We start from the raw sequence: 22685 nt of genomic DNA, 5'->3' as shown, positions 1-22685 counted from the left end.
GATTGAATGGTGAGTTTTTATTATTAATCTGTTGTTTTTAAATAATAAAAAGGAGGTTTAACCTGCATTAAACCTCCTTTTATAATGAACAAGCCAAAGCCTGTTTGTATTTAATTGTTTACACTTTGAGAGCCGTTACCAAAGAACTTGTTTCGCTGCTCTATCCATAAATTAGTTTTTATTGCTGGAGCTGCTTTGTAGTGACGTTCAATCGTTTGATTTAACACACGCATTGGTTGTTCAAAGGTTAATTTTTGTTGTGCAGCGCCCATACTTTTAATTTCGCCACGGGTCATAGCACGGCCAGCATAGAGTAATGCATTTAAATAACCAGGGACTGTTTCGTAGCCATTATCAGTAAATAAGAGCACTGCTTTGTTGAGAGCCCAACGTTGGTCTATTTCTCCAAACTCTTTTACACCCGCTAACTCACCATCAATATATACTTCAAACACGCCATTTTTTGGCGCTGTGTAAAACACAAACGCTACACGATGCCATGTTTCTGGTTTAGTATCACCAAAATATCCACTTTTCAATGTCGCTTCACCATAACCGCCACTGGGATCAATAAATATATCTGCATCATCTTCTAAATAATCTACTGTTTCAGTTTGGATTATTGCACGATAAGAATCGCTATCTTTTGATGGCCAATATAAATCCATTATTAGAGTGTAGTCAGATACCATACCGTCACTTGCAAAGTCACCATTTGCTGGTGTGTTTAATTCAATTTTAAAACCCTCTGTAGGTGAGTGATCAGTAAAAGCCATTACACCAGAAGGACCATCAGTTAAATCCGCAATATCAAGAGCAGTGGTTGTCTCATAACGGGTATCTTCTGGGCCCCAACCGTCATTTTCTGGATCAAAGTAGTTTAAAACCGATGGACCAAAGTCTGGGGCCAGTGGGTTTGTTGGATCGTCAAAGTTCCAAATTGTTATATTTGCAACATCTTGGCAAGCATTAAGTTGTGTGTCTGTATCAAGGTGAAGACATTGCGTTGTTCTAAAGCGCGCGTATTGATCAAGTAGCCACCATGCTTCGGCAATTGGTTTTACATCATTAAAAGTAACACTGCTAAAAAATAAATCTGGATTAAGTGCCGCACCTTTAAATAAAGCGACATTATAATTTGTCGTTACTTGAATTTCTTCTGGTTTGAGCACAAACCAATCGGGCTGACTGGCAATCATTGTATTTAAATCAGTGCCCGTAACAGTTACTTGATACAGTGAATTAAAGCCAGGTGTGTTAGAAGGCTGTCTTTCAACATAAAATGCTTTGTGAAAATCTTCTTGTGTAACTGTACCTGGCGTCCATCTTTTTTGCACAAGCTCAGGGTTAAGCAGTGCTGCATTAATTGAGCTTGAATGTTTAGTTGCAAGTGCAGTAATACCCGCAACTTCAAAGTCACTTGGATAGTTTTCTGAAATAGCAATTTCTGTATCTGCATCGGGTGCGTAACGTCCCATTATTTCATCGATAGCTAGCTTGGTTTCTTCGTCGGGCTCTATAGATGTTCGTGTATCTACATGTTGATAGTCGTAGCGACTTAGTGCTTTATTGGCAGTATTAAATACTAAATTTAAATCGGTGACACCGCGTGCATAAAAATCTGGTTGAATGATTAAAGCGTTATTATCAAGCTCTATAAAATCCTCACCACCATGAGTATGCCCGCCAAGTACTAAATCTATACCGGGTACATTGGTTGCTATCTCAACATCAGTTCCTTTGCCCAAGTGGCTTAGCATAATCATGTAATCAACGTCATCGCGGTATTGGCTTACAATACTTTGTGCGATTTGTTGCCATTTCCAACTCATTTTAAATTGTTTTATAAAGTCAGGAATAGGGTCATCTTCAATTGGTTCGTCAAGCTCATCCCATGGTACCGACGTCATCCCAAACACACCCAATGTTATGCAGCCAACCTGTACCTTAGCAAAGTCGACACCACCAAAATTCTGACTGTTTTCTCCCTCAAAGCGGGTATTACTGGCAAGTACAATGGCATTATCGTCTTGTGAAAATTCAAGTAGCTTTTCAGGACCCCACGCATAGTCATGGTTCCCTAAAACACGTAAATCAAAAGCCATTAGCTTTACGGTTTCATCAGAGGCTAACCCTTGTGATATTTGCTCTGCTACAGTTCCTTTTTCGTAGTCATCGCCACCATCGGTGAATAATGTATGCGGTGATTCGCTTAGCGCTTTTTTATAATAAGCTTTAATGCGACTAAAATATTGTTCTTGATACCCAAAGCGAGAATGCATGTCGGCAACGTGAACAAATCGTATAGATTGCTCTGTTGCATTAGCATCACATGTAGGGCCAACATCAGAAAACGCGACAGTACGTTGCATTTCTATTGCATAGCTACCTAGTTGGTTTACTTGTGCACTAACAAAGCCTTGCGATACCGTTGAATTAGTAATGCTTGACCAAGAGTCTCCGCTTAAACGAGCAATAGTTAATTGGCCGCCTAATACATAGTCGTCAGGTATTTTTATAGTGACAGTCATTGGGCTAGAAAGTTGAAGTGTATCTGGGGTAAGCGTATGTATATCTGAAATGATATTTTTTGCTTGATTAGTCTCATCAAGAACTAATTTTTCGTAGGTTATTTCAGTATCGCTAGCCACTATTTGCCCAGGTGCATTGATAGCAAAGTTACCTTCATCTAATGACGTTTGTAAGCCATTAGCATTGGTAATAATTAAACCGCTAGGTTCGGGTTCTACAGGATCATTTGGATTTACTGTGACTTCATCACCGCCACCACAGGCAGATAAAAAAATAAGGAGAAATACTATTAGAGTGGCACGTAATAATCTTAATGAATGCATATACTGCTGTCCCTGAGTCTATTCAATAATCAATCAGGATATAATATCAGTTAACGGGGGCAGGGCAAAGTTGAATAAAAAATTCCCCCATAGACGCTATGGAGGAATGTATCGGTTATGTTGTTATATTAAAAATAAACAACAATTAAGAGACTTTCTCTTCTAACCCTTGTTTTTCCCATACTTTAGCTTTAAAGGTCATTAGTACTAAAACAACACCAACACCAATGCTAAATAATGCAATTTGTAAGTATAAGTTAGGAATTTCAGAAACATTGTTCGGATCGAAATTACCAGCAAGTAAACCTGCAATAATATTACCGATTGAGTAAGTTAATACAAATACACCCATCATTTGACCAGTGTAACGTTTAGGCGATAACTTACTTACAGCACTTAATGCTACAGGGCTTAAACAAAGCTCACCCACAGTATGTAAAAAGTACGTAGTAACAAGCCAGTAAGGCGCTACTTTTAAGCCTTCAGCTGCGTAATGAGCCGCCATAAACATAACTAAAAAGCCTGATGCCATGATAATTAAACCAATTGCACACTTAACGCTATAGCTAGGTGATACTAAGCTTTTAGATAAGTTAATCCAAAGCGCTGCAAAAAATGGCGATAAAGCAATAATAAACAGTGAGTTTAATGATTGAAACCACGTTGTAGGGATTTCAAAAGTACCAATAAGGCGGTCAGTATAATCGCGAGCAAATAAGTTTAATGACGAACCTGCTTGTTCAAAGCCAGACCAAAAACATGCAGATGCAATACAGACTAAAAATAGTGCCCACATTCTTTGTTTTTCGGCATCGGTTAATTTACCTGTAAAGTAAATAACACCAAAATAAACAAAAAAGATAATAGTAAATACAACAGCTACGTACCCTGCAACCACTGTTGGATTGATTACAATTGCGCCGGTCATTGCAGCCGTAGTAACTGCAGCCGCTGCAATTACAAACGCAGCAATACCAACCCATGCGCGAGAAGTGCCTTTAGGACCTAATGGATTTGCTGGTAAAGCGCTATGCTCTGGTAAGTTATTAAGTGAGCGCTTATATTGCACCAAACCAATAGCCATACCAACAGCTGCTGCACCAAACGCCCAGTGCCAACCTACGTTTTCCATAAAGTAACCACAAACGTAGTAACCAATTAAAGAACCTAAGTTAATACCCATGTAGTAAATAGCGTAACCGCCATCACGACGCTCATCAGCATCACTGTATAGTTGGCCGACCATTGCGCTGATATTTGGTTTTAGCAAACCAGTACCTGTCGCTACAAATATTAAGCCAATGAAGAAAGAATAATCATGTGGAATAGCCAAAATAATATGGCCAATCATAATGATTATACCGCCATACCATACTGCTTTTTGACCACCAAACAATCTATCTGCTAGCCAGCCACCTGGTAAACCTAAAAAGTATACCGCACCTGTGTATAAACCATAAATTGCAGCAGCTGAGGCAACAGTAAAGGCTAAACCTTCTTCTTGTAAGCTTGCTGTCATGAATAATACGAGCATAGCTCGCATACCGTAATAACTCATTCGTTCCCACATTTCAGTGAAGAACAATGTCGAAAGTCCTTTAGGGTGGCCAAACCAGCCACTATCTGGAGCTGAACTCATATTTACTTCCTAACTTTAAGTATTGTTATGATGGCCTTATAATTTTTTGCTTTAGCTATTTTAGAATTTGTAATCACTAAAATGCTCGACCATCAGTATATTATTTGTAGCTAAGATAATGATTTGCTATATGGCAGTAACACCACAAGGTAAGAGACACACCCTTATCCTAGTTACAATTGCGCTCAAGTATACATATACCTTAGTGCTAGGGGAAGTGTTCGCGGTGTATCACCTTATGCCAAGTTAAAACTCAGCATAAGGAACAATAGGGGTGCCTGGAAACTCAAGTGTTCCGTACACAGGATTAAAGTAGTAACGTATATAAAGCTGACCAAAATTTGGTTCGTAAAAGTCAGAACGATCGATGGCTAAGTAACCACCAAAGAACCAATTCGGCGTTATTCTATACTCAAAACTACCTTCAAGATTATATGAAACACCAGAACTTGTTTCACCTTCAAATACAGGATCAACACCTGTTATTGACTCTCTATCATATGCAGCTATTTGCAAATCGCCATCATTAGGGAAGAAATCAATAGATTGAGTTTTTGTTTGCGAGTACGAAACACCGGTTTTTAATCGATAAACAAAATCATCGCCCCAACGCGCGTCATAAGTGAGTGGCACAGATAAACCTACATAGTTTTGTGGGCTGTAATAACCACCATGGCCCCATGTTTCTTCACTTAAATTATACTTGTATGCCCAATGTAATAAGCTAGCGCCTGCGGTGAATTCACGCTCTTGATTGCTAATTACACGGTAATAAGTACCGCCCATCATTCGATAGCGTTGGTTGTCTTTTACATTTTGGCCTTTATATAGGGTAAAGTCGGCGCTTGACCAAAAACCCCATTTTCCGCCTAAGTCGTGTGATACGTTAGCCGTTAGGCCTGTAGAGCGTACACCACCCCAAACTTCACCTGTTTTTACATCTTTAAGACCTGCATAAGAAAGTACCGAGCTTGTAACTGGGCGTTTTTCAAGTTCTAGGCTGTATCCAAAGTCGGCAAAACTGTCTGCGTAATTTACACCCCATACAATGTCTTCAATTAAAAAGCCAAGTGGAGTTGTACCTACATCTACACGCCAGTTTTCGTTTTGCCAACCAATACCTACATCTACACCACTTTCCTGTGGTGTCACTTCATCGATTGAACAGGTAAAAATACACAGTGCGCCTTGTCCATAGCGGCTGCCAGCAAATTGCTCATCAAAGCGCGTTGTTTGTGCGCTAATAGTAGTCGGGTCTACTTTAATAAACCCTTGGCCTTGCCAAAGCGGAAAGTAAGCTTCAATCGGGACTAAGCCCGCACCCAGTGTTGCTTCGCTTTCGGTGCTTGTTTGCCCACTAAAGTTAACACCAATAGCAATGTAGGCTTGGTTTTTGTTTTGCTCGTTTATTAGCTCTCTTTTAGCACCGTTTACATACCATTCATCGTTTTCATCTATTTTTGAAAGCGCTCCGTAAAGCTCTTTTTCATTTAATGTACGATTAGGAAATAGGGTTTGCGCGTACCAAGATTGTGCTTGTTCGGTTTCGTTGAATTTGCTGGCTACTTGAGCGCCTAAATAACGTAGTTCTTGATCGTTGGGTGACTTTTCAACAAGTTGCTTAGCTAAGTAAAGTGCATCCCCTGAGTAATTAAACTCATTAAGAGATGACATGATTTGGCGTTGTAAATAACCTTCTTGCGACGTGGTTTGCGTTATCGCTTTTTGCGTTACTTCTTTTGCTTGAAAGTCGTCCCCAAGTTCTAGATATGTATTAGCAATAGCGAGTAGTGCTTGAGGCTCTATGGTTTGTTTATTTTGTACTTTTTGTTGATACAAAATAACAGCCGCTTCGCGCTGTTCAAGTACTAAGTTTGCATTAATAAGGGCTGTAGTTGTTGCAGGAGTATTTTTATATTTTTGATCCAGCTGGTTAAGCTTAGCAATTAAATCACTACCATTGTAATACTGAGTAATATAGCTATTTTGTAGCTGTACATATTGAGTTGTTTCGTTTTCAGTGGCGCTCTCTGGTAGAACGTACTTTTCAAACCATTGCTTCGTTTTACTCTCATCGCCCTGATCTAAAAGCCATTCACCATAAAGTGTATGCCAATAAGCAGAAAGCGAAGGCTCAGCTTTCAGTGCTTTGTTTATAAGTTTTATAGCGTGCTTTTTTTCGTCGATTCTATACCAGCTTCGTGATAACTCAGCCTGCATAGCAGGTGTTAAGCTCTGTGCTTCTAAGTTACTTAAATGATAAATCGCAGTGGCTTTATCTTTAGCGTCAAGGTGGCGCTCACTTTGTGTTAAAGACTCATTAAGTTGCAGCTGTTGTTCAAGCGCAATAATATCTTTATCTCTGGATTTAAATGGAATGTACTGCAAGGTTTTAATAGCACCTTGATAGTCATCAAGGGAGCGTAAAAAAAGCGCGTGGCTGTAACGAATCTGAGGGTTCAACGGGAATTGCCACAGCACATTATTAAATAAAGCGCGGGCCTCTTCTGTCAGCCCCTTTTGTTGGTATATAAAGGCTAAATCGTAGTATAACCAAGGCTGTTCTGGCGCTATTTCAATAGCGTCTTTTAATACTTTTTCGGCTTGCTCTAAATCGCCTGACTGTGCAAACGTATTTGCCTTTGCGCGGTACTGACTGCTTAAAGAGACAGAATAAGATTCTTTAATTAGTTTCTTTTGATTAAACGATAAGCTGTTATAAAAAGAGGTTAAGGCTTGTTCATTTTGCTCTAATTCAGCTATTTCAAGCAGGCCAATTAAAGCGGTGTTATTAAGTGGAACACTTTTTAAAACAATTTGATAAGTAAGAGCTGCTTGTGAATATTGCCCTTGAGCAAATTGTAATAAACCTTTGTTATATATTACTGTATTAGTTTCTTGTTCTAAGGTGGCTGCTAAATCAAGCTTAAGCTTAGCCGTTTTAAATTCTTTATTATTAATAGCATTTTTAGCTTCGCGTATATAAAGCCAAAGCTTAGCTGTTTTTGCTAATTCTTGTAGTGTTTCACGTTCAGCGAACTCAGTTGTGTACTTTTGTGCAAGAGTAAAATATTGATACGACTTTTGGTTTTCACCAAGGCGTAAATAGAGTGTGCCAAGGCTTCGCATTATAGCGCCGTCTTGCGGGCGGCCTCTTAAAGCTTTTAAAAGTAGAGGTTCTGCGGAGGCAAGTTTATTTTTCTCAAGTAATCTATCGCCTCTTACCCACTGTTGATAAGCAGGGTCGGCAAGCAGTGTTTGGCGTTTTTTATAATCTTTTAGAAAATCTTGGTATTGTAATTCGCCTTTGCTACTAAATGGATAAAGCGTGAAATAGCGCTGATACTGCTTAACTGTATCATTCGTTAAAGGCATTTCTGACAAAGCGCTAAGCCAAATGTATTCAACTTCATTTATAAAAGTAGGGCCCGCGCCATATTTACTTAAAATATTAATCGCTTTTTTATCTGTAAGATTACGCCTAAGTAGGTGGCGTGCATAAGCGACTTCTACCTGCGCAATACTTGGATAGTTTTGAGCTAATTTATCGTAGCCTTTCTTAACACTTTCCCATTGGTCGCTGTCTTGTCCGTACCAGCTTAAATGCTCAAGCTCGTAATCTAATGTAGGGTAGACGTTTTTAAAAATTTGATTATAGATTTCGCGAGCTTGTTCATAACGACCGGCACGAGCGAGTAATCTAGCTTGTTGAATTGAAGATTTGTCTTTGCCTTCAGTACGAGAAAGTACTTTTAGCTTTTCAACGCACGGAGCCTGCTTGGTAAGCCCATTATCTATTTTACTTAATAACTGGTTGGCTTTCGCCGATTCGCCATTAGCAAAATCATAACGTGCTACCGCACACTGTGTTTCTATGCGGGCAGGAGCAATAGCAACTAACTTTCGTAAGCTATCTTCAACTAGTTTATTATTTTGCTGTGCTTCACCAATACCTATTTGGCTTAGTAACCAATCAACAGATTGTGTATCAATATCGTTGACTGTGTTAGCGCTTAATCCAGAACTAAGCGCTAATGTGCAAGCTAGGGCAAACCTTAACGGCATTCAGTGCTCCATACCGGTTGTAGCGTCCCATCTGCTGTAATTGAAAAACGTTTATTTAAAGCACTTGCACCAAACAAGTTAAGTACGCTGTCGTAGTAACGAGTTTGGGTAAATGATTTATCAATCATTAGTTTTTGCTGAATTGCCATTACTGTAGAGTTATCGTTATTAGTCGCTAGTAAAGGTAATAGAGCTGAGTTAAAGCCTAGCGGGCCTCTTTTTTCAGATTTTCCTGACTTAGCAAAGGTATTTAAAGGCACGTAACCACGTTTATTAATTGTTTCTATAAAAGGATTAAATTGCGCTAATAGCTCTTTTTTATAAGGTGCGTTGTCTGCCATCATGCTTGCCCATAAATATACTCTAATAGCGTTGTAACTGCCCAAGTCGCTCGTTTTTTTATCGTAGTAAAAACCGTTATTTGCATCATACATTACCCAGTCAGGGCTAACACCTTGCTTTGCTGTATCTAAAATTAACTTTGCTGACCCTTCGTGCAATTGATGCCAAGGCGAGTGTGGATAAAGCTTTTTAAACTGCTGATAAATAAATAACGGTGAGTAACTCGGGTTTAATTTAAAACGTTCATTATCAAATTCAAAACCGGTAGGAGCGGGTAGCAATGATAAACCTAGACCCGAAATATAGGTAGTTTCTTCACGCATGATTCGCTGTGCAAGTACGGCGGCTAATATGCTGTAGCGGCGGTCATCCCAAAGAATAGCAGCTTGCGATAAGCTGTACGCTATCCATAGGTCAGAATCAGACGCTGGATTTGAATCTAAAATCCCGCCAACATTTTGATTATTAACACCCCATTGCCATGCCGGTAAACGAGTGCTTAAATCACCCTCAGATAAATGTTCTTGCGTCCAATCCAGGACTAGGTCAAACATTGCTTTATCGTTTGCTACAACAGCAAAAAATAAGGCATAAGATTGGCCTTCAGAGGTTGTGATATTTTGCTCGCTACCTAAATCAATTACGCGGCCATCTTGACTTATAAAATTATTTTTAAACGTTTTCCACGCATCCCATGGCTGACACTGCTCTACTTGTGCACTGACATTAAAGGTGAATAATGCAATCACGGTAAAAAATACATTAATGAGTGACTTCATTACTTATCTCCTTCAGCTAAGCGCTTGTGTGTTAATGCTTGCAGTAATCGCCATATAATAAATGAGATCAGCAATAGTGTTAAAATAGACAATAGTGCTAATACAAATGGGTGATCCGATAAATGGAACCAAATTAGGGTATGCACAGGAATGTGACCAACAAAATATTGCTCATCAGTTTTTATTGTTTTAATGCCTTGAGAATTTATGACCGCCGCACTGCCTTTAATTTGCGCAAGAGCTTCTGAACTCATTAACGCATCATCTAGTAGAGTAAAGGCTTTTTGTGATGTTGCACTAAGCGATACAATTGAGCGTTCTGAATCAAACGGTGATTGAAACCCTGTAATAACGGCCATATCACCGCTACTTTTTATACTTACTTGGACTTTATCTGTTGTCTGCTCATCGTAAGCACCGTTGTATATGGCTTGTTTTATAGCGCGCTGATTGTTATCAAGCAAAATATTAGTTTGTGCGTCTTCATCTAAGTTATTGGTAATGCTGTTAGGTTTTGCGATAACTAAAATGTCTTTATCATCTAAGTTGGCATCTTCATTTAAATGAGCAACGCTTATTCTGTGGGCTGGATAACCAGTAATTGCACCAAAGTGACCTGTTAAGTTAAGCAGTACAGAAAGTGCTTTAGGTGATGGCACTTCATCTATTAATACTAAAGTTTGTTGTAAATCTGCATATTTAGTAAATGGGAATCCGCTGTTTGCAAATACATTTAAATCAGGCAAAGCCATATAATGGTCAAATCCACTTACATCAATGTTAGAGTTTCCATCAATTACTCCGTATTCGCCACCAGGTGGAGCAATGGCACATTCGCCTTTTTTAAGTACTGCAAATCTAAAGTCAAAATTTAACTCATTTCGGCTGGCAAGATTAATACCGTCTAATGAAAAGTCTTCAGCGCTTTGCGTTGTGTCTGTATTAGCAATTAAAGGAAGCAACGTTTTAGCGGTAGTTAACGATGTGTCTTTTTTATCAAGTAAAAAACCACTTATAAATTCTTGGTTTATTAGCATGTTTAAACGTGAATTTAATGTTTCGCTCTCTGGCGTATTACGGTATTGCAAAGTAATAGGAATACCTTTTTCACGCCAAGTAAATAAATCAGGTGCAAAACGAACATTTAATTTTATAGGGCCGTTGTTAAGACCCTCAGCTTGTAACTGAGTTGGGTAGTCAATAAGCTCGTCAAAGTGCACGGGACGATCGTTTCTTAGCCATCTCGGCGCATCATAAGCTTTACGCAGTGGGAGTTTGTTAATAGCCTCGATGCTTGCACTTCGGCCAGTCATAATTTTATGACCAAATACAAGACCAGTGACCGCTGTTTTTAAGTCTTTTTCGTCACGCCCCAAAATTAACAGCATTTTATTGTATCTGTGAATAGGGCTTGAAATTAGCTCGACGGTTGGCTTTTCAACATCTGGATAATCTTTTAAAAAATCAGGTTTTGAGTCATTAGTAATAAACACCACACTGTGCTGCTCTGGTGCTTTATTTAAAACTACTGGAAAGTTAGCGCCACGCCAGTCAGCTTGTGCGCCAAACCAACTAGATAAAGTGGCTGCAGCTTCTATTGCTTGTGTATTAGGTGTGCTTGCAAATACAAAAGGTAAGTTTAATTTGTTGTAATCTTTAGCATCAAAAAATGGTTCTGGTAAATATTCAAGGCGGCTATCAATTGCTAACTGTTTTTGATCAAGCGTGATATGGCTTGATTTGTTTATTTCAGTCCAAATTGAGCGGCTAAAGTAATCTTGGCATCGTAAGTCGTAGTAGCCAACTAGTTCAAAGCGAATTTGGTTGTAGTCTTGAATGTATTTAGCATTTAGGTCTAGGCTATGACTTACCGTATTTTTTACAATACTTAATTGCTCATTAATAGGTAAAACAGTAACTAAGTTATCGTTAAAATAAACTTTTAAATGCGATACATTAGCCAGCAATGAAGGTGAGTTGGTGTACGAAAAGTTAAGCTTTAGATTAGTGCTTAATTTATCAATTCTATTTGTGAAATCGACTCGAGAATTATTATTCACGCCGTCGAGTTTATAGTCGTTGAATCCTAACTTTTCAAAGCTAAGGCGCAAACTAGATATCTGAGCGCTCTCAGGGTAGCCATTTACAAACATAGTTTTGTCGTGCATAGGCTCGATAGCGAGTACTTGATATGCGCTACTAATAAGCAACAATGTTAGAAATGTATTAAGTAACTTTTTAATCATAATTATTATGCACTATCGGTTTTTTTGGAGTAAATGAATTTATGTAAATGACGGTATTAGTCATAAACTTAATTATTGGTTGTAACGCTCTTGGAGCATGAAATAGTAAATTACTAAAGCCCCGTAAACTTGTTTTTTGCACTTCTTTAAAGCTATACGATGGACGGTCATGTCTAAAGTTATTTTGCCAATCTAGCCATGCATCTGCTCTTGAAAAAGTACATTGTATAAAAGCTCTTTGTTTTTCTAGCGATAAATCTTTAAGTGTAAGGCCAATTTGTTTTTTACGGGTATTACATACATAAGTTGTAAACGAAAATTGCTTGTTACCGCGACTCATTAATAATTCAATTTTATCGTTAACGCGGCATAAATGTGCGTGTTCAGTCTCTATACCTACACCGTTATCTGAATAATCCGTTATTTTTACTTTTAAAGTATGACCATTTGCTAAACGAACGCCGGCAGGGAAGTTTGCTTTGATACGATGCGAGTGCCTAACTTGGCGTGCTTCGGCAGCAACCGCAACCGCAGCGCCTAAAATAATAATATTATAAAAAGCCCAACCCATACTTATTATCAGTACGCCAATCTGGCTTGAGTCACCTAAAAACAGACGTAATATACCGACTATTATGCCTAGTAAATTAATAAGTAAGAGAATTAAATACGGTTTAGAAATCCCCCAGTCGTAATGCTCTTCATCATTTAAACCGCCTTTTTCGGTTACGTTAAATTTACCTTTATTAGGATTAAATAAAGCAACGGTAGTTGGTTTTAATATGTACCAAGCAAGTACTGACTCATACACTTCACCCCAGAAGGAGTAACGGTATTTACCTTGAATGCGTGAGTTAGTCGCTTTTATCTGAATTAACGTTGGCACCACATAGATAAAAATAGCGATAAAAGGGGCATAAATTATGTAGGCATTAAAATATATCAACGCTAGAGGAGCGGTTAAAAATACAATACGAGGAATACCCGATAGGAAATGCAGCATTGCATTTATATAACATAATCGTTGAGGAATACTTAAACCTTTACCCATTAACGGATTATCAAGCCTAAATATTTGCGCCATACCACGCGCCCAGCGGATACGTTGACCTATATGCGCTGATAAGCTGTCGGTGGCAAGGCCTGCGGCTTGTGGAATGTTTATATAAGCTGTTTTATAACCAGCGCGTTGCATACGAAGAGCCGTGTGAGCATCCTCAGTTACTGTTTCAAACGCAAAGCCGCCAATATCATCAAGTGCTGCTCGTTTTAATACGGCGCAAGAACCACAAAAGAAGGTTGCATCCCACATGTCGTTACCGTCTTGAATAAGTCCATAAAACAGCATGTTTTCGTTAGGAATTTGGCTGTGATTATTAAGGTTTCGCTCAAATGGATCGGCTGAGAAAAAGTGATGCGGTGTTTGCACTAAACACACTTTACTGTCTTTTAAAAACTGCCCCATTGTCATTTGTAAAAATGAGCGAGCAGGAACGTGGTCACAGTCAAAAATTGCGATATATTCGCCATCGGTATAGCGCATAGCGCTATTCATATTACCGGCTTTAGCATGATTGTTATCCGCACGAGCTAAATAACCCACTCCAATTTCGGCTGCAAAATCTTTAAACTCTGAGCGCTTACCATCATCTAATATGTAAACATTTAGTTTATCGGCTGGCCAATCGATACTTAAAGCCGCGAGCGTAGTGGGCCTTACAACGCTTAACGGCTCGTTATAAGTTGGAATATATACATCAACTGTTGGCCACAAGTCAGTGTCTTTAGGCAAAGGAACTGGTTTTCGTTCAAGTGGATTAATTGTTTGAAAAAAACCTAAAATAAGCACAAGCCAGGCATACGTTTCAGCAAGCAATAAGCCCCCACCTAGCGCAAGTGCAAGCGGGTCATCCCAGTTTAAAGTTTCAGTGTAACGCCACCATAAATAACGAGAAGACGTAGTTACTGACAAGGTGATCATGACAATGGTTGCCATTTGGCCTTTTACTCGCTTAAGTGCATACGCAACTAATAAAATAAAACTTATAAAAACGGCTTGAGCTTCCAAGCTAAAAGGAATTGTAATGAATATTGCTAATAAAAATAAAATAAACGCGAGGATGACGTATTTAACTAATTTATTTTGCCATACACGTGCATCAGCCATCGCTTTAAAAGCACTCTTTTTAGGACCTTTTTTGTTTTTTGATAGTAGGCGCTTTAATAGTTTACCTAACTTTAAATCAAACCAACGTAATTGCCTTAAAAGGTAACTAACGCCATCATAAAAATAATTAACCGCATCTTCTTTTACAGAACTCGGTTTAAGCTGGTTTTTAAAAAATACTAAAAAAATACTTTGGATAACAAAGCGTAATATATTTGAGTAAATATAGGTTCGATAAGGCAACCTTAAATGAGGGTAGTAGTCATAAAGGGTAAACTCAAAGCTGATTTTATGCTGTTTAATGTTTATAAATAGCGAGCTTAAAAGTGTAATAAAAGGCATTAAGAAAGCTTCAATTACATTTACTTTATGTTGATTAAAGTAGCTGTGAAACTTAAATAATATGTACCGAACTAACTTATCAGTAAATAAAATGCTCAGCAGCAAGTATAAAGTACAGTGGATAGGGCGCTGATAAAATAATGTAATACTCATTTTATAAGGCTACTTTACTAACTAGCCAACCAGCTAGCGTTTCAAAGTCATCATTTGCGACACTATATGGCGCGCAGTTAAGCGCTACATTTCTGTATGCGGTTGACTCTTTAATAACTTCGTCACTGTTAATAAAAAAAGGAGCCATAAGCGGAAGCGTTGATTGCCATAGAGAAAACAAGTCAAATTCTAGCGTAGATGCAGAGTTATATCGGTTAACTAAAAAGTAATGCTTCCAGTCGGTATCTGAATTTTTGAGTGTTTGTAGGCGCCTATAAATTAAGCTGTGACAAATAGCATCACAATTTACCAGTTCAATAACAATATCTTTTTTTTCTAACGGATAATGAGAAATATTAATATGTGAAGGGCAGTCAAAAAGCACCCAAGCTTCGTCACTATAATTTAGGTTTTTGCATTTATCGACCATTTTAGTGATGCTATTGGTGCTCGTGTCATCACTATCACCAAATGGTAAAAATACAATGCCATCGTTATCTTGGTGAAAATGCGCAATTGCATCTTCAAAGCTTGCTTCATTACTCCAGCCTTTGGTGTATTTCCATGGCAAACCAAAATGTAAACCTAAGTCACTTTTTGCATCTAGATCGATTGCAATAACATCAACGTCAGATTTTTTTAGTACGCACGCTAGGTTTGCAACCACAGAGGTACTGCCTAAACCGCCTTTGACACCTTTAATGAAAACTCTTTGCAACTGATGTTTTACCTATTGTTAATTGAACTAGCTTACATGTTTAGTTCGTTGTTTATTTCTTTAAGTAATGCGTACTTATTAATTGTATTATTATTTTGCTGCTTGTTTACAATTTCTATGTAGTCATCACTTTTACCACCAAAACGCAGTGCAAGGTTTTCTATGTCGCTTGATGTTAACGTTTGTGAGTTTTTAGATGTTAAGTTGTTCATCTTTACCTTAACAGTTACGTTAATTATTTTGATTAAATGTGGACAATATTTGGCTATTATATATAGAATAACGGTTAAAACTAGTAAAAAAGTATTTTTTATAGGGCGTTTTAAATGCATAACTTTAACATAACGGGATTAGAGCCTGCTGCAAAAGAGTTAAAATGGGCTTCAAGTTACGCTGTTTTAGCCCCTTTAGACAATTTTTCAATCGAATTGGCGTTACATTCAATTAACCAAAGCTTGGCTAATGATATATATATAGTTTCCCAAGAGATTGAGTCATTTTTTGATTCTTCTTTTTCTGCACCGTTAAACTATGCTTATAAACATAATCGAGTTCACCCTTTTTCGTTGGCCCCACAAACACAGCATTATTCAATTGAGAAAATTAATTCAGCTATTATAAAAGAAATCAGTGCTTATAAACGTCTAAACACGGCACTTGTTTTTGTTCACTTTAGTACAACACAGCTAAACAGTGCTAGCGAAAAAAGCTTAGAGCTGATGATGAAAGAGTATAGAGATTTCACTCAAAAGACGGGTGCTACATTATTACTCTTAATATCTGGACCTGATATTGCTAATTATCGTTTTTTAGTTAGACGATTAAACAATGTATTTGATGGACTAGTTTTTGTTGATAACGATGCTGCGGTGCGAGTACTTGAATATGACTACTGGCGTCATAGTACCGGTGTTATCGCTGGTGAACATTATCAGTTATTGCTAAGTAAAAACCAGTTTGTTGTTCAAAAGGGAATAATAAGCGAGAGTAAAACGGCTAAAAGTTCAGATTTTTCTGATGAAGATGATGTATGGCTAGTGCAAGGTGCGGTGCCCGAAGGTACTAAACTACCGATGCACTATAAAAGTGTGAAAGATAATAATGACTTATTTAATAAAGGCCCAAAGGTAGAGGCAGCTACATTAATTTTTGCAGTAACGCGTTATACCGATTTAGCGTTATTAGGTAAGCAGTGTTTTGAGCTTAGAAAAAACTGTGGACGCTGGTTAAAACTTGTTATTCAAAATGTAGACGGTGTAATTCGTCATCAAGATGAATGCTTATTTTTAACCTTGGGTGTAAACCTTATTTTATATAGTTTTTCAGAGCCTTCTCGGTTGCTCTCACAAGTTCAATCTATTCAAGGTTTTCAGTTTTCAAGACCTTTACCTCCCTCTGTTGAAGATGTGTTAAAATACACTGAAAATACCTTTTCAAAGGGGTATTTACCTTTCATTGAGTTTACAAAACAAGTAGAAATTCATAGTGACTCAGCCGTTAATCTAGGTGTGAGTGGTGTGCTAGTGAAGCTTGAACTACTGCCAAGAATAGACCCTATTCACCCTTTGCATTTATTTCATATTAAGCGCGAAGGTGATGTATTTAGTATTGCAGATAATACAGTTTATTTATATCTGCATGCTTGTAGAGAGAATGACGTTGATAATGCAATTAAGCATTTGTTTAAATTAAAAACAAGCGATTTTTTTGTACAGCAAAATGTAATTTCTGATCACTTTTACATTCAACAAGAATGTAAACAATTAAGGCGTTTTTATAAAGGTAAGAGTGTTGTAGATTTCTCGCAAAAACTTGCCGAGAATGATAGCTATAAATTTGCACCTGATATAGCAAACAGCGTTACTGAAAATATTAACACACCTGAATTTTCTAGCAAAAGCCGCCCAGATGCTAAGCCTTTTATAATGAAATTAAGAGATAACTTATGAGTATGAATCAGCTTTTAATTACCGTGTTTCTTGCAATGGTGCTTGGCGCGGTGCTTTGTATGCTAGGCAAATACATTTTATCTCAAATAACAAAATATTATTATAAGCTTACTTTTAAACATGAAGTACTAGAGCCTTATACACCAAATACAGTAAAAAAGGATAAGAAGTGAAATTATCAGGTTTAGGGGTTTGGAACCTTTATTTTTTAGTTAAGTTTGCTCTGTTTTATTATGGTGCAATTGATTTTAACGTATTAACTAATGCGGCTTTTGCTGCGTTGCTTGCGATTAAATTTAAACAGCCATTAATAGAGAAGGCAAAACATATAGTAGGTGCTGTGTTTGCTGTGGTATTACTTTACCAAGACTCATGGTTGCCACCAATAAACAGGTTGACTAAACAAGCGGGTAACGTTCAAGATTTTAGTTTTGGTTATTTTATTGAGTTATTAACCCGTGTTATTAACATTGATATGTTATTGGCTTTGTTCGTAATTAGTGTGTGTTTTTGGTATACATCGCAATGGATACGCTTTACAACAGTCACTATCGTCGGGCTGTTAGTTGTAGGATGGCAAGGGGGTAACTCTCAATCACAATTCGTTAATAATGTGGCTAACCCTGAGCCGGTTACACAGAGTCAAAGTAATCCTCAAACACAAGTGATCACTCAGGCAGCACAATCTCCTGATCAAAAATTAGCTGATTTTTATCAACAACAAAGCTTATTAATGAGTCACTTTCCAAGCCAAGTAAATGGTGAACTGTTTGATGTAATTATTTTGAACATATGCTCAATGGCTGTTGCTGATTTAAATGCTATTGGTGTAAGTGTTACTGATATGTATAAAGACTTTGATGTGGTGTTTTCAGACTTTAACTCGGCTACATCATACAGCGGACCAGCTGCGGTAAGGCTACTGCGCGCTAGTTGTGGCCAAACTAGTCAAACGGCATTATTTAAAGAGGCACCTGAACAATGTTACTTGTTTAAAAACCTAGAAAAACTAGGTTATCAAAATAATGTTGTGATGAATCACGACGGACATTTTGATGAGTTTAAAGGTTTAATAAATAAGTACGGTGGCCTAGATAGCACGCCATTTAATATCGATTCAATGCCAGTGGCGCTTCGAGGTTTTGATAATAGCCCTATTTACTCAGATGAAGCTGTGCTGGATGGTTGGTTAGAGCAAGCTGATGATTGTAAGCCGTGTGCGATGTACTACAACACCACAAGTTTACATGACGGTAATCAGCTAGAGAATCAACCAAGGGTGAATAGTAAAGAGACATACCCAATCAGACATAAAAACTTGTTTGCTGATATTAACCAATTTGTAAAAAAATTAGAAAAGCGTGGTCGCAACGTTATGTTAATGATAGTGCCTGAACACGGCGCTAACTTAAAAGGTGATAAAGTACAATTTGCAGGGTTACGCGAAATCCCTAGTCCTGCGATTGTGTCTGTACCTGTAGCGATTAAATTTATAGGCCCAGACGTACAAAACTACTCGCAAATTGTGGTTGATGATTCAACAAGTTACTTTGCGCTTTCAGAGCTGGTAAGTAAGACGCTGCAAACTGATGTGTTTGGTGGGAATAATAGTGTTGCTAATTTACTTGAAAACCTACCTAAAGCACCTAAAGTTGCTGAAAATGAAGGCACAATAATGATGTATGTTAACCAAAGACCATTCATACAATTAGATGGTGGTGATTGGTCAGCTTACCCACAAGGTAAGTAGTCTCATAATAAGATTTAATAAACAGCACTGGTATAGTTAAATATAGATATCAGTGCTGTTTTTCTTCGTTTAATTACATCCCACCCTTTGGCTCTAAAAGCTATTTTGTCCAAAAATGTTTACAATAAACTACCTTCTCAAAGCGACTTAGCGTATTATTCGGCTAATATAGTTTTTCCTTCTTTGAGGATGTATGCGTCTAGATATTCACTGTGCTGATCGAATTGGTATTGCTCAAGAAATCCTTAATATATTAGTTAACTACAGCGTTGATTTGAAAGGAATTGAAGTCGATTCTGTAAATTGTCGTATGTACGTTAGTTTTCCCGAAATTGAATTTGAACAATTCCAAAAAATTATGCCATCGATACGTTTAATCGACGGCGTACATGATGTGCGTACCACTGCATTTTTACCATCTGAGCGTGAACACAACGAATTAAATACTTTACTACGTGCATTGCCTGATGGGGTTATCTCTATTGATGCTAAAGGCTGGGTGCGTTTATGTAACGATGCAGCATGTAAAGACTTACAGCTAATTGAAAAAGACGTGATTGGTGCAAATATTAATAACCTGCTTAAAGGCTTTAACTTTACACGCTGGTTAGAAGGTAAAGAAGTACTCGGACAAACTACTCGCGTTGAAGTTGCTGGTGAGGATTTTATTGCAGACATTTTGCCAATTGCAGTGCCTCAAGGTAGTGAAGGTGATGTGCTTGCTGGTGCGGTTATTAACATTAAATCGCAAAGTCGGTTAGGGCAGCAAGTCAGTGCATTTAGACGTTACGGGCAAGAAAGCTTCGCTACTATTCATAACTTTAGTACGGCAATGCGCCGAGTTGTGCGCGAAGCACGCAAAATGGCGCAACTAGAAGCCCCTATTTTGATTACTGGTGAAACAGGAACAGGTAAAGAGTTATTAGCTAGAGCGTGCCATTACGCATCTAATCGTTCTGTTAAACCTTTTATTGCACTGTCGTGTGCTTCACTTCCTGATGATGTTGCTGAGTCTGAGTTATTTGGTTATGCCGGGTACGAAGAAAATGCAGCGCCAAAGCGCGGTGTATTAGAGCAAGCCGATGGTGGAACTGTATTTTTAGATGAAGTTGGCGAAATGTCGACTCAACTACAAACTAAGTTACTGCGTTTTTTACAAGATGGTACGTTTAGAAAAGTAGGCGATGAGAACGAAGTTAAAGTAAATGTACGTATTGTTGCCGCTACTCAAAAAGACTTACCTGCAATGGTACAAGAAGGGGTTTTTAGAGAAGACTTATATTACCGTATAAACGTGCTTACTTTAGAAATAGCGCCACTAAGAGATAGAAAAGCAGATGTAGGACCACTTGCAGAGCATTTTATTCAAAAATATGCGCAACAAAATGGTCATGCAATTCCTGTTTTATCACAAGAGTGTTTGAGCTTTTTACAAGAGTATCCGTGGCCAGGAAATGTTCGTCAGCTGGAAAATGCAATTTACCGCGCAGTGTCGTTACTAGATGATAGCGAGCTTCGCGTAGAGCATTTACAGTTACCAACTTTTACCCATGATTTAGGGTATTTAGAGTCTGATTTTGAAGGCTCACTAGATCAAGCTGTTAAACGTTTTGAAGCGACTTTACTTCGCAAACTCTACCCAGCTTATCCAAGCTCACGTCAGTTAGCTAAGCGATTGGGCCTAAGTCACACCGCGGTAGCTAATAAGTTACGTGATTACGGTATTAACCGAAAAACAGTAAAAGTGTAATTGGCCTAAATAAATTAAAATATGGGGACTAATTTTTAGTGCCCATATTTTTTGTTACCCCGTCAATTGCAATCGTCTCGATACCTTCTTCGTTAAAGTTCATTACAATGCTGGCGTTATTACGAGTGAAAAAATAGCTACGGCCATTAAGTTCAATAACATAATCGCCTTTTACGGGGTCGCTAAATTGCTGCTTTTTTAAAGTGATCTTATGTCCGCCAATTTGCCATTCAAACTCTTCAATAAATCCATTATTAAATTCTTGCACCCATATTTGGCTGTCATCTTTTGAAAGCGTTATAGCTACCGAGTAAGAGCTAGGGATCTGCTCCATATTGTAACTTTTAGAGCCAATAGTGAATTTTTCAGCTTTTTGCTGCCATTCAAAACCAAATTTAAATTCTTTAACTACACCAGTAGGGTAAGTAACAGAGCCTTTACCCGGTAATGAAAAATCGGCAAAAGCATTATAACTAGGCACTAATAGAGTTAGCGCAGTAATAATTTTTAGTTTTGACTTCATGAGTTATCTTTTTATTGTAATAGTGATTTAAGATTAAAGTAGAATATTCGTCTTCGTAAGGGGCTATGCTACACTCGAATAAATTTAACTGGTAAGACCTTTTTTGTGAACCTATATATTCGACTTTTATTATTGTTTTTTAAAATTAAACGTAACAAGCAATATCAAAATTTACTTGATACGGTAGATATTGATTACAAAGCTCTACCTACTGATTGTGACATTAATTTACATTTAACAAACTCACGTTACCTCGCGATGATGGATTTATCTCGAACTTGGATGACTGAGCGCGTTGGCTTGCTTAAACAAATAATGAAGCGTCGCTGGTTTCCGATTGTTAACGCAACTGCTATTACTTATATTCGTGATATTAAGCCTATGCAGCGATATACAATAAGTACTAAGTTAGTTGGATGGGATCATAAATACTTTTATATTGAGCAAAAGTTTCACTCAGAACGAGGCTTACATGCTATTGCTTATGTACGCGGTGTATTTAAAAGTAAAAAAGGTATTATAAGTATTGAAGAAATGCTTGAAGTGGCTGGTTTTGATGGCCAAACACCTATATTGCCAAGTGAAGTTATGCACTGGAAAGAAATGCTAGAGCAGAAAAAGTTAAGTAACCTGCCCTAATCTCTACAAATGAAAAAAAGGCCTTTCGGCCTTTTAACACACATTGTAATTGGGTAACTACGTACTACTTTATATATGCTTTAAAAGCTGTATCTAACACCGAACATAGCAACAACGGGGTCAAGCTCAACAGTTGATGTAAGTGCTTTTGCACCATTAGCATAAACAGTGGCATCGGTATCAATATCCATAATTGATACCATGGCGTGTAGACCCCAGTTTGCATCAATTTTATAGTTAGCACCTACCTGAGCCATAAAGCCAAACGAATCATCTAATTTTACTTCTACATCGTCTGTTCCTAGCGTCGCTTTAAGTGCTTGAGAAGGTTGCTCATCAAAAAATGCAGTGTAGTTTATGCCTACGCCTATAAAAGGTCTTAGCGCATAACTTGTGTCTAAAAAGTGGTATTGCGCAACTAAAGAAGGAGGAAGCTGTTTTATATCTGCAATTTTGTTGCCTGCTAAGCCGCCTGCGCCATTCACATCGTGTGAAAAAGGTGTTGCTGCTATTAGTTCTAACACCCATTGATCGTTAAATGCATAATCTACAGTGATACCTAGTTGAGTATCTGAATCACCTTTAAGGCCCAGCGTAGATGCTTCATTAATTGCTGAGCTACTATTATCAGGGTTTACGTTAATAGCGCCAACATTTACGCTAAAGTTAGCGTGTGCAGCTGGAGATAGTGCTAATAAAGAGGTTAATAATGCGATGCTAATTTGAGTTTTCATGTTGTTCTCCAAGAACTACTGTTTGATTGGCGCT

Annotated in this window: 14 protein-coding genes; 4 read left to right on the top strand and 10 right to left on the bottom strand. The window is 37.9% G+C overall.

The features are described 5' to 3' along the window. Positions 1-110 precede the first annotated feature (110 nt). The 8 genes from I6F54_RS09585 to bcsR form a co-directional block, all read right to left on the bottom strand. Entirely contained in the window at positions 111-2855 is a 2745-nt protein-coding gene (locus tag I6F54_RS09585) for a metallophosphoesterase (protein WP_197141109.1), read from the bottom strand. Between the two features lie 145 nt (positions 2856-3000). Further along, positions 3001-4494: a peptide MFS transporter gene (locus I6F54_RS09580; protein ID WP_024593567.1), complete on the bottom strand. Its 1494-nt coding sequence runs from the start codon at positions 4492-4494 to the stop codon at positions 3001-3003. Positions 4495-4740: 246 nt separating this feature from the next. Beyond that, entirely contained in the window at positions 4741-8559 is a 3819-nt protein-coding gene (locus I6F54_RS09575) for a cellulose synthase subunit BcsC-related outer membrane protein (RefSeq protein ID WP_197119120.1), read from the bottom strand. Then, positions 8550-9680, bottom strand: a complete 1131-nt coding sequence (gene bcsZ / locus I6F54_RS09570) for a cellulose synthase complex periplasmic endoglucanase BcsZ (RefSeq protein WP_197141107.1) — start codon at positions 9678-9680, stop codon at positions 8550-8552. Before bcsZ ends, I6F54_RS09575 begins: the two co-directional genes overlap by 10 nt. Beyond that, positions 9680-11926 carry a cellulose biosynthesis cyclic di-GMP-binding regulatory protein BcsB gene (gene bcsB, locus I6F54_RS09565; RefSeq protein ID WP_197141098.1) on the bottom strand — a complete coding sequence of 749 codons (2247 nt, stop codon included), beginning with the start codon at positions 11924-11926 and terminating at the stop codon, positions 9680-9682. Before bcsB ends, bcsZ begins: the two co-directional genes overlap by 1 nt. Further along, positions 11919-14588, bottom strand: coding sequence for a UDP-forming cellulose synthase catalytic subunit (gene bcsA, locus I6F54_RS09560; protein ID WP_197141094.1), 2670 nt, complete (start codon positions 14586-14588; stop codon positions 11919-11921). Before bcsA ends, bcsB begins: the two co-directional genes overlap by 8 nt. 1 nt (position 14589) lies before the next feature. Continuing rightward, entirely contained in the window at positions 14590-15306 is a 717-nt protein-coding gene (bcsQ, locus tag I6F54_RS09555; RefSeq protein ID WP_197141090.1) for a cellulose biosynthesis protein BcsQ, read from the bottom strand. Positions 15307-15338: 32 nt separating this feature from the next. After that, positions 15339-15518, bottom strand: coding sequence for a BcsR/BcsP family cellulose biosynthesis protein (bcsR, locus tag I6F54_RS09550; protein WP_165729048.1), 180 nt, complete (start codon positions 15516-15518; stop codon positions 15339-15341). 114 nt (positions 15519-15632) lie between these two features. Between bcsR and bcsE the strand changes: the two genes are divergently transcribed. The 3 genes from bcsE (at position 15633) to tyrR (ending at position 20755) form a co-directional block, all read left to right on the top strand. Then, entirely contained in the window at positions 15633-17255 is a 1623-nt protein-coding gene (bcsE, locus tag I6F54_RS09545; RefSeq protein ID WP_197141080.1) for a cellulose biosynthesis protein BcsE, read from the top strand. A gap of 169 nt (positions 17256-17424) precedes the next feature. Further along, on the top strand, positions 17425-19005 hold the full coding sequence (gene bcsG, locus I6F54_RS09540; protein ID WP_197141070.1) for a cellulose biosynthesis protein BcsG: 1581 nt from the start codon (positions 17425-17427) through the stop codon (positions 19003-19005). A 193-nt stretch (positions 19006-19198) separates the two neighbouring features. Next, positions 19199-20755 carry a transcriptional regulator TyrR gene (gene tyrR, locus I6F54_RS09535; RefSeq protein WP_010555118.1) on the top strand — a complete coding sequence of 519 codons (1557 nt, stop codon included), beginning with the start codon at positions 19199-19201 and terminating at the stop codon, positions 20753-20755. Between the two features lie 28 nt (positions 20756-20783). Here tyrR and I6F54_RS09530 read toward each other — a convergent pair whose 3' ends face one another. After that, entirely contained in the window at positions 20784-21278 is a 495-nt protein-coding gene (locus I6F54_RS09530; RefSeq protein WP_197141058.1) for a hypothetical protein, read from the bottom strand. A gap of 105 nt (positions 21279-21383) precedes the next feature. On the opposite strand from I6F54_RS09530, the gene I6F54_RS09525 reads away from it, so the two are divergent. Further along, positions 21384-21917 (top strand): thioesterase family protein, encoded by a 534-nt coding sequence (locus I6F54_RS09525; RefSeq protein ID WP_002958217.1) that lies wholly within the window; start codon positions 21384-21386, stop codon positions 21915-21917. An 80-nt stretch (positions 21918-21997) separates the two neighbouring features. On the opposite strand, the gene I6F54_RS09520 is transcribed toward I6F54_RS09525, so the two are convergent. Further along, positions 21998-22651 (bottom strand): OmpW/AlkL family protein, encoded by a 654-nt coding sequence (locus tag I6F54_RS09520; RefSeq protein WP_197141054.1) that lies wholly within the window; start codon positions 22649-22651, stop codon positions 21998-22000. Between the last annotated feature and the right edge of the window lie 34 nt (positions 22652-22685).

The sequence above is a fragment of the Pseudoalteromonas sp. SWXJZ10B genome (assembly GCF_015864475.1).
GTDB classification, from domain to species: Bacteria; Pseudomonadota; Gammaproteobacteria; order Enterobacterales; family Alteromonadaceae; genus Pseudoalteromonas; species Pseudoalteromonas arctica.
The sequence above is the reverse complement of the archived record's forward strand: the minus strand, read 5'-3'. Positions and strand labels throughout refer to the sequence as shown.